This window comes from Pricia sp. (assembly GCF_041745955.1).
Classification (GTDB): Bacteria; Bacteroidota; Bacteroidia; order Flavobacteriales; family Flavobacteriaceae; genus Pricia.
Window position 1 is genome coordinate 1 of record NZ_JBGTHY010000453.1, and the last position, 9,439, is coordinate 9,439.

Genomic DNA, 9,439 nt, shown 5'->3' on the forward strand with positions numbered 1-9,439 from the left:
GCGAAGAATATCCTACCGTCTGGATCGTAAAACATCCAAAGGCAAAAATTGTCGGGAATACGCTGGGGCACGATGAAAGGGCGCACGGGCTTGAGGCCTACCAAATGATTCTGAGGAATAGTTTGGAGTGGGTGAAGTGAATAGGGCTGAATTGAAAAGGAGGGCTTTCAATAAATAGGGCAGCTTTTCAAGAGCATAGTGATCGTGATTACCACGAAGCGTCGGTAATAACTAGGACCATCCCAACTTTAGGTGTGGACGTCCTATCCAGTTAAGTTCTTGTGATGGCACTAGGATTCGAACCTAGGACCGCCTGCTTAGAAGGCGTCCGATTATTGGTTCTTTATGAATTGAAAAAGGATTAATTGTACTGTAAAACAGTTGCTTAAGATTTTTATAGATTCATATAAAACCATATGATACGTTATTTTGAGTGCAAATTGAGTGCAAATTTTTATATCTTTAAAAGATGAAAACGAACATTACACTTTCGATGGATAAAAGGCGGAAGCGAAAAGACGGAATGTGCCCCATTATTTTTAGATTGAGCCATCATCGAAAGACTATCTCCATAACAACAGGTTTTGCTGTTCCGCCGGAATATTGGAACGAAAAGAATCGTGAGATCAAAAGAACCTATAACGGAGTCTCATCTGTTGCCCGTCTAAATAATCTTTTGATGAAGAAGAAAACCGACCTAAGGGATGGTATTAATTCATTGGAAGAAAATTCGAGTTTGGAAGCCTTGAGCATAACAGATCTAAAAAATATTCTTACCAAGTCTAACAAATCAATTTTGTTTTTTGAGTACGGCCAACAATTAATAGATGAGATGGAAGAGGCCAAACGTTTTGGGAATGCTAGAGCATATAAAAGTGCAATGGGTGCGCTAAAGAAGTTTAATAAGAAGGCAAATCTTAGGTTTGAGGAAATATCATACAACTATTTAAAACGTTTTGAAACGTCCCATTTTAAAAAAGGGAATAGTGTAAATGGTTTGTCAATGTATATGAGGACTATTAGGGCTATTTATAACAAAGCAATTCATCAGGGAATTGTGTCAGCTGACTATTATCCTTTTAAGAAATATAAGATAAAATCACAACCAACGGCGAAAAGGGCAATTAGTAAAGATAAAATTAAACGAATTCTTGATCTGAAGCTAGAATCGGATAATCCATTATTTCATGCTAGAAATTATTTTTTGTGCTCTTATTTAATGAATGGCATATCATTTATAGATATGGCATACTTAAAGGTAGGTTCTATTGTAGACGGTCGAATTCAATATTCGAGGCAGAAAACTGCGAGGCCGTATGACATTAAAGTAACAAAGCAATTAATATCTATTTTAAACTATTATTTAGAAGACAAGTCTAAGGATGATTTTATTTTTCCGATAATACGAAGAGAGCAGATTAAAGATCAGTTTCATGATGTACAATGGGAAAGAAAGCGATACAACAAACGCTTAAGGGAGATTGCCATTCTATGTGAGATCGAAGAACGCCTGACAAGCTACGTAAGCCGACATTCAATGGCAACGAACTTGATATTGGATGATGTCCCGATTAACGCATTGAGTAAAATGCTGGGCCATAGTAAACTTCAAACGACCGAAATCTATATCAAAAACTTGCCGACACATATCATGGATGAATATCAGGAACGGTTGGAGATATGATATAATCTCAGCATAAAAAATCCTAAGGTTTAGGAATTCATCGTTTATTTAAACTTTTGAGTTGCGGGATTCCACCCCCCTCTACCGGTTTCAGAACTATGGTTAATTTGAACTTTTCAGTTCTAGCAGTAAAGACAATCAATAGAAATTATTGCATTACATAAAACCTGGTCTCCGGGCCATAGACTCCCTAAAAATACCGTCCGATTTCCCAAATACCTTTCAACAAAGCATGTAAGTAAGGAAGCAAGATAGCATCCTTAAAATTACCTGTGAACGGTGGTCTGCCTGGTTCGACCTTTTTTTTTCGATCTGAACAAAATTATAGTATAAACCGGTAGGTCGCCTTGATCAAAAAGATGTTCTGCGGTTTGTCATCCCCGAAAATCGTATTGCCCAAACTGTCAAACAGTTTGTTTTGCGGATTTCCATCCCCTGAGACATCCTGTGACCAGACTAGAAAGATTTCCGATCCGGGAATGTATTCCCAGCGCACGACCAGGTTGGATTGGAACTGTACGAACGAAAAATCAGGATTGTTGAAACTAAAGTCGGTGATACCGTCAAGATTTCGGTCTACGGAGTAAGTGTCATCCGATAGGGATATTTGATTGCCCGTATAGCGCAAGATTCTATCGTCGAATTTTTTGGCCAAAGGGGTACTGACTTCCTTGAAATCAGAATATCTTCCTCGGGAGATGAAAGGCTGCCCCCAATATTGTATCGTTAGATTGGGGTTGATCGTATAGTTCAGCCGAAGCGACATGCTCAGCGTACGCTGGTCGACGGTGCCGTTCAAATAAGTGGTTTCCCCGGCCAGGTCGATATTGTCCACAAACTGTAGCTTGTCATTGTTGATGCTGTAGGCGGGCGAGGCCGAAAGGCGCAGCGCGTTGAAAGGCTGGTACGAAATCCCGAATTCTGCGTTGTAATTATTGTACGAGTTGTCGGTCGCCCTGCTACCGTTGTGAAAATAGCTGAGCTGTAGTTTTTTTCGGCCATCGGATTCCACCCCGTTGAAAAAACTGATTTCCGGTGACAGGCGCAACCTGGGTCCCCCGCGCAATGCGAAGTTCGAGTATTGTTCGGGCTGCACTGTAACGCCCAAGTTCGAGAACCAGTTGTTTTTCCAGTTTTGCCAACTGTTCGTATTGAACTGTAGGCTGTTGTGGTTTCCCGCAAAATCCCACACGCTCCAGTGGTTATAGTTGATGCCGACCTGGCGAAAGATGCTATCCGGTTTGAGGGTCTGGTAGCCGACCCAGGTATAATGGCGGATGTCGTCGGCCTGCCGCTGAAAACCGACATCGTTCAGCTCCAGTTCGGGGGAACGCCAAGTGGCCCCCGTTTCGAATTTCCAATGGCCGTTGCCTACCTTTCCCAATTGCAGGTTGCCCCCGGTGCCGGTCAGGGAGGTGCGGGTCGTATCGACCGAAACATGTTCGGCACCGGCCCTTTGAAAAAGATGGGTAATGGATTCCTGCGTGCTCTGGATGGAAGTAGTGCTGCCGTCGACACGGCTAAAAATCACATTGCCGCCGGCGTACCAGTCCCGCTCGTTCCATTGGTGTTTGAAATCCAGTCCGCCGGTGTAGGCCGCGCGATGCAGAAAGTCGACATTTTCGGAAAGCCGGTCCCGGTTGGTCGCCGTAAAAATGCCGCCGACAAAGGTTTTTTGATCGTTAAAATCTTTCTGCAGCCTACCTACAAAATAATTGGTCAGCGGTTCGACGATTTCTTTTCTTTGTTCGGTACCGTTATCGATAACTGCGTTGCGCCGGGCCGTTACACTTTCTAGAACACCGATGGACCAACCGCTCTCGGTCTTTCCGCTGAATTTAGCGGCTCCCAAGATGGGAGTGTTCTCGGGCTGGTCCACAAACTCCTCGTCCGCCGTATCGGGAAAGCCTTGCGGACTACGACCGATACGGCGCGAATAGAAAAGGTTGTCGGAACCGAAGGTATTTCCGGCCTCGGAACGCGAAACCTGATAGTCGAATATATTCTTGTTTTCCACGAAAAACGGACGTTGTTCCCTGAAGAATATCTGAAATCCATCTAGAGCAATAGCGGATGGATCGGCCTCCACCTGTCCGAAATCGGGATTGATGGTCAGATCCAAGGTCAGGTCGTTGGTAATGCCGACCTTGGCATCGAGGCCGACGGTCAGTTGACTATCGCGTCCATCCCGGAACGGGTTTCCCTCTTCCGCCTCGAAACTTTCCAGTTTGGCGACTCCGTAGGGCTGGATTTCCAGTTGCTTTTGGGGTTCGAGATTGATCAATCCCCTTAATAATCCGAATTCACTGACGAACCCGGGAGTATCCTGCGGCAGGCGCTGCCAGACCGACCGCTCTTCTTCGCGGAACAGGCGTCGCATGATTTGCAATCCCCACACCAGTTCGCTGGACTTCGAGAACTTTATTTGGCTCATGGGAATCTTCATCTCGGCTGTCCATCCTTCTTCATCGATATTCGTTTTGGTGTACCAGATAGGGTTCCAGCTATCGTCTTCGTTGCTGCCGTTGTTCGATTCGAAAACGTCTCCCTTGACCCCTGCCGCGGTGACGATAAAACCGAAGGCCGTACGTTCGTCGTGATAGCTATCGATAAATATGGCGACCCAGTCCCCTTCAAAACCGTCGCGCCGCGACAGCCGTCTTTCGATTTTATCGGGTTCACTGTCCAATGCGCGTATCGCAACGTACAGGAATTTCTCATCGTAAACGATCTTGAATTTCGTTTGATGGTCAGGCGGGGTGTTTTCGTCGGGCCGCTGCTCGGTAAACCCGCTTTCCCAATCCACTAGGTTCCATCCGATATCATCGATGATACCGTCGATTTGGGGGGACTCCGTTTGGTTCAGGAATTTGGTAGTGTACTGTTTCTTGGGAAGTGTCGTGGTTTTTGTCGTAGTAGAATCTTGGGCACTACCGATCAACTGCACGAGAAGACATGTGCAGAAGGCAAAAGAAAAGACTTTCATACTGTTGATTTTGATTGATGTACTAGAAAGACTCTGAAAAATGGAATCGGTTACAGTGAAAAGGTTTTTTTAACAGATGTCTGGCACAAGAATCTTAAATCACCGGATATCCTGGTCCGATATGCGCTCGGAATCGGCGACCGTCCTTTCCGTGCCAAAACTGCAGCCCTATAATCTCAGGTATAGATTTCCGTTAATGGTGTTCAAACGTAACTGGCTGGAGGCATCTTCGAAAGAACCTTCGATTTTTTGCCCCACATGGCGTTTTTCCGATTTGAAACTCAGTCCTTTGTCGGCGTAGATGCTCCCGTGGATGGTCTCGGCTATGAGGGTGGCATTATGAATTTTAAGGTCGATTTCACCGTTAATGGTGCTCAGGCCCAAATCTCCGGAGTACTTCTCGATATCGATGTCCCCGTTGATCAGATCCGCCGTGAAATCACCCTCAATGATTTCGGATTTCAAATTCCCATTGATGCTGCTGATTTTAAAGCTGGCGTTTTTCGGAACATAGAGCGTGTAATTGAAAGTGTAGTCATCATCGGAAGAAAAGTTGTGCCTTTCGCCTCCGGAACCATTTTGATTTTTATCCTTCCAAATGGATCTGAACATCGGCTCTGCATCGGAGGTGATTTTAATGTTGCTGTCGCTCTCATCGATGTCTAGTTGGTATAAATCAAGATATTTTTCATCCTTGGTGGTAATATCGGCCTTAAAATATACGGTCGGGCTATCCCAGGTCTTTACTACGATTTCGGAGGCGAATTTCACGTCTAGAAGGATGGTCCGCTTCTTATAATCAATTGTTTTTTCGATTATTTTTTGTGTATGGGCAGTTAGGCCGATGAGACCTATTAAAACAGTAATGATTGCATTTTTCATAATTGTTCGTCTTTTGATTGATGAATTTCGATAGCGATTATTTTTTTCTCAAGTAAATATTTCCATTGGTCGATTTCAGCGTAATGTCCACACCGCCACCGTTGATGGAGCCTTCTACCTTTCTTCCCGCAATGGATTTGAGCCCTTTTTTTTCAGGTCTGCTCAGATCAAAGTTGGAGTAGATATCACCGTTCCAAGAATTGAGTTCGAGATCCGCAGCGGTTTTCTCCGGTAGCGTCACATCTATCTCGCCGTTGGTCGTGCTGATAATGATGGACGAATCTTGGTTAACATTGTCAAATACGACCCGAACATCTTGGTTTAAGGAGTAGGCCGTAATTGGTCCCGAAACCTTTTCCAAGGTCAATCCGCCGTTAAGGTTGGCGTTGGCCTCGACCTCGCCCGTAAATCCCTCGATATGGATATCGCCGTCCCAAGAGTTGGTCACCGACACATTTTGGGATTTAGGAAGGTAGATTTCGGCACCGCCCGATTTTCTGACATGCTGCACGATCAAATTATTACCGGTCTGAACCACATTAAAGCCCACCTCGGTATTGTCTTCGCCGCCCACCCCGACGAGCTTCAGCCCTCTGGCCTTATCAGGTACGGGTTTAAGGTCGAGCGCCTTGATCAGAAGCTCATCTTTGTCATGGGTTTTCAGGATAATCTCTGAATTCGATTCGATCTTGACCCAATCGACGCCGTTCAAGGGTTCGCTGTAATCCGATTGTGCTTGGATGCCCAAGGTGCAAAGGCCTATAAACAATATTATCAGTTTCTTCATGGTTTTCGTTTTTTAAATAGGGATAACCTTCACTACCGGCCGGTATGGTCCGTTTTCCTCATGGTTATAATATATTTCGGGATAAAATTTGTGCAATTTCTTTTTTTATAAAGGGTTGGGTGCCTTCCGCGTTCAGCAAATCTTTCATCGGGACGACCGCTTTGCTTTCCTGTATTTCGACCAAAAATTGGATAATGGCGATCTGTATACTCGGATTTTTCTCCTTTTCCAAGGCTTTTAAGAAGGCAGATTTAACGGATTCGGATTCGGTAAATTTTGATAGTGCCTCTATGGCGATGGACCGAACGTTCGTATTCTCGTCATACAGCATTCTATTGCCCAATGCCTTTATGATGGCCTCATCCGGATCTGCAGAAGCTTCGATGAGATTGACACCGTGGATACGTTTGCTGGCCGACTCGTTTTCCAACAACGACAGCACGGCAGTCTGCTTGAATTCCATTCTTTCTTTTGTGAGGGATGCGATCTCTCCGCTCGATTTTTCTTCGGATTGGTATTTTCCGGCGAAATAGGCACCGGCCAATAAGAGTACGCTTGCCGCTATCTTCAGTAAATCCTTGGCCCAAGGATGTTTTCTCGATGGATTTTGGCCGATGGATTCCGTTTTTTCAAGGGATTGTTTTTCAAGGTCCAATTGCTCCAAAAATCGGATGCGCATACGTTCCGAAGGAACCTCTACATCCTCCTCCATAACCTTAAAAAGCTTTTTCAATGTAAGCAGCTCCTTGATACAAAGAGGGCAATCCTTTAGGTGCTCCTCGACTATTTTTTCTTGGCCATCCTCCAGAACGCCATCCAAATATTCGGGCAACAAGGCCGTAACATGCGTATTTTCCATCCTATATATTTTTCAGATAAATCACTTTCAATCTTTTCAGTGCCCGGTTTGCCGCGGTCCTTACCGCTCCGGGCGTACTTCCGATAATTTCCGCGATTTCCTTGTACCTGATTTCCTGAAACCGGTTGAGCACCAATATCTCACGATCGGAAGCACTAAGTCTGTCCAAGGCTTTGTTCAAGTGGATATAGTTTTCATCGGGATTTTCCTTCTCCGCCAATTGGAAGCGAAGGGCATCCAGGTTGTCACTGTTATCTTTATTTCTTCTGTAATGGGTCTTTAGTTTGTTCCTGGCAATAGTAAACAGCCATGAGATGAACGTTCCGTTGTTGTAGGAAGTTTTATACCTCATAATCTGGTAGAAGACATCTTGCGTCAAATCCTCGCTCAACATCTTGTCCCCCGACATTTTGTACAGAAAATTGTAGACATGTCTATGGTGCTTTTCGAACAGGATCTTGAGCAGGTCCAGATTTCCGTTGGCCACTTCTGCCATGAGTTGTTCGTCGGTCCGTTCTTCCAACAGCATATGTTTTAGTCGGTGTTCAATAGTATATAGTCCGGAATTTACAAAACGTTACACCGGAGCATAAAAAAATCGCAGCTGCCCGTGCAGTGCGATGAAGCGAGCTAGCCTTAGGAGTAAAGTTGTAGGGACTTGCAACCATTTTGGAAGTGATTCGTTGTTATTTCAAAAACATACTGGCGGGTGCTTGTCGAAATTATTTTGTGTTGCCCTAAAGCTTGGCTTTGAAAAGCCGTGGTAATTATCGTTTATTTAGACTTTAGGAATACTGTTTTTGATCTCATACCTATTGTTCGGATATAAATTCTTTTAGATTTTTGAGCATTTCATTTCATCACATTGTAGATTGTTGTGTAGGTAATTGCCTTGATTTTTGCCATGTCTCCGGTCAGAACTGAATTCAACTTGTGGAAGACCTTGATATAAATATTTTTAGGCCCAAAGAGTTTCAGAAGAGGCCGATAGTTATCCTTTGACGACAATATCAAATGGGTAAGGTCTGGAGTGCATATTTCCACGGTCACCGATGTTTTCTCCATCTGTTCGGTTTCAATATTTTTCCGTTCCAATCCGGAAAAATCTACTTGGAAATCATATTCGGGTTTCTGCCCTATATTGCCTTCGGCCCCAAGCATCCCCAATATATCGTCCAGTAACAGTTCAAAGTCGTATATAACTAATTTAGCGCCATTTTTACTCACCCTTATCACTTCATCGAGCATCTGTGCCGACTTGGCATAGTGAAGTGACCCTGCAAATGTAACTATATCAAAGTATTCCTTTTCAAAATCAAGATGTTTGCAATCATAATGGGCATATTCTACGCGAGGGTGTAGCATGGATCTGCTTAACATTTCCCTGCTGGGCTCCACCCCTACCACTTTTTTACAGTACCCTGCCAGGGCGATCGAGGAATGGCCAATACCCGACCCTACATCCAATCCAATACTATAACTTTGATGCCCATCGAGGTGTTTCTTTAAGATCTGTGAATGTAAAGCGGGACGGAAGGCCGAATAATGGAAGGCGGTAATGTGGTCATACTCCTTTGTCATGCGGATTGTCTTATTAACTTGGGTATCGTTTAATTGAACTTAGTTGCGGGATTCCACTACCCCAAAATATGTAATCTCCACCCATCCTTTATTTGAACTTTAGCTCTTATTAAGTTTCCTAATCCTGTCGCTAACTTTCTCAATTCCTTGTCGCTCACCAGTTTCAATATACCTAATGGCAATTGTCTTGCATGAGCTGCACCAACCTTTTAAAATCACATCATTTAAATTGCTGATATAACTTTTATAATTGACCAGTTTTCTATTTTCATCTCCACAATCACAAAAGAAGGAGTGCGTAAAAAGATGGATGTCTTCTTCCCGGGAATCACCAAACATTAAAAGGAGTTGAAATGGTCCGATTTCAACTTCATCCTCTTGTATGATATGTTGAGTTCTTTTTTTAGCCAATTTTCATCGTTTATTTGAACTTTCAACGTTCTTGTGTATGGCTCGTTACGCAAAATCAGCTATGCTGCTGATTTCAGTATTTATACCAGACGAAGAAGTGATGCAACGGCAACGATGGGAGCAATCTCAAAGTACCTAAAGACAAAACTTAAACTGACGACAAACCGAGAGAAAAGTGGCGTAAGGAAGCCTGTGCAGTTCACCATCTTGGGTTTTGGTTTCGCACCTACCTATATCAAAGGGGAGAAG

The 9,439-nt window shown here is 43.9% G+C and carries 8 protein-coding genes; 1 reads left to right on the forward strand and 7 read right to left on the reverse strand.

Going from position 1 to position 9,439, the window contains the following annotated elements; all coding sequences use genetic code 11:
* Positions 1–469 precede the first annotated feature (469 nt).
* Positions 470–1,684 (forward strand): phage integrase SAM-like domain-containing protein, encoded by a 1,215-nt coding sequence (locus ACEW8S_RS16010; RefSeq protein WP_373519125.1) that lies wholly within the window; start codon positions 470–472, stop codon positions 1,682–1,684.
* 322 nt (positions 1,685–2,006) lie between these two features.
* Here the strand turns inward: ACEW8S_RS16010 and ACEW8S_RS16015 are convergent, their stop codons facing one another.
* From ACEW8S_RS16015 to ACEW8S_RS16045, 7 genes are all read right to left on the reverse strand, one after another.
* A complete protein-coding gene (locus tag ACEW8S_RS16015) occupies positions 2,007–4,670 on the reverse strand; it encodes a DUF5916 domain-containing protein (RefSeq protein WP_373519126.1) in 2,664 nt (887 codons plus the stop codon).
* Between the two features lie 168 nt (positions 4,671–4,838).
* Entirely contained in the window at positions 4,839–5,552 is a 714-nt protein-coding gene (locus ACEW8S_RS16020) for a hypothetical protein (protein ID WP_373519127.1), read from the reverse strand.
* 37 nt (positions 5,553–5,589) lie between these two features.
* Entirely contained in the window at positions 5,590–6,339 is a 750-nt protein-coding gene (locus ACEW8S_RS16025; RefSeq protein ID WP_373519128.1) for a DUF4097 domain-containing protein, read from the reverse strand.
* 64 nt (positions 6,340–6,403) lie between these two features.
* Entirely contained in the window at positions 6,404–7,198 is a 795-nt protein-coding gene (locus ACEW8S_RS16030) for a HEAT repeat domain-containing protein (RefSeq protein ID WP_373519129.1), read from the reverse strand.
* A gap of 1 nt (position 7,199) precedes the next feature.
* Entirely contained in the window at positions 7,200–7,721 is a 522-nt protein-coding gene (locus ACEW8S_RS16035; protein WP_373519130.1) for an RNA polymerase sigma factor, read from the reverse strand.
* A 329-nt stretch (positions 7,722–8,050) separates the two neighbouring features.
* Positions 8,051–8,779, reverse strand: a complete 729-nt coding sequence (locus tag ACEW8S_RS16040) for a class I SAM-dependent methyltransferase (protein ID WP_373519131.1) — start codon at positions 8,777–8,779, stop codon at positions 8,051–8,053.
* Between the two features lie 99 nt (positions 8,780–8,878).
* Entirely contained in the window at positions 8,879–9,190 is a 312-nt protein-coding gene (locus ACEW8S_RS16045) for a hypothetical protein (protein ID WP_373519132.1), read from the reverse strand.
* Positions 9,191–9,439: the final 249 nt, after the last annotated feature.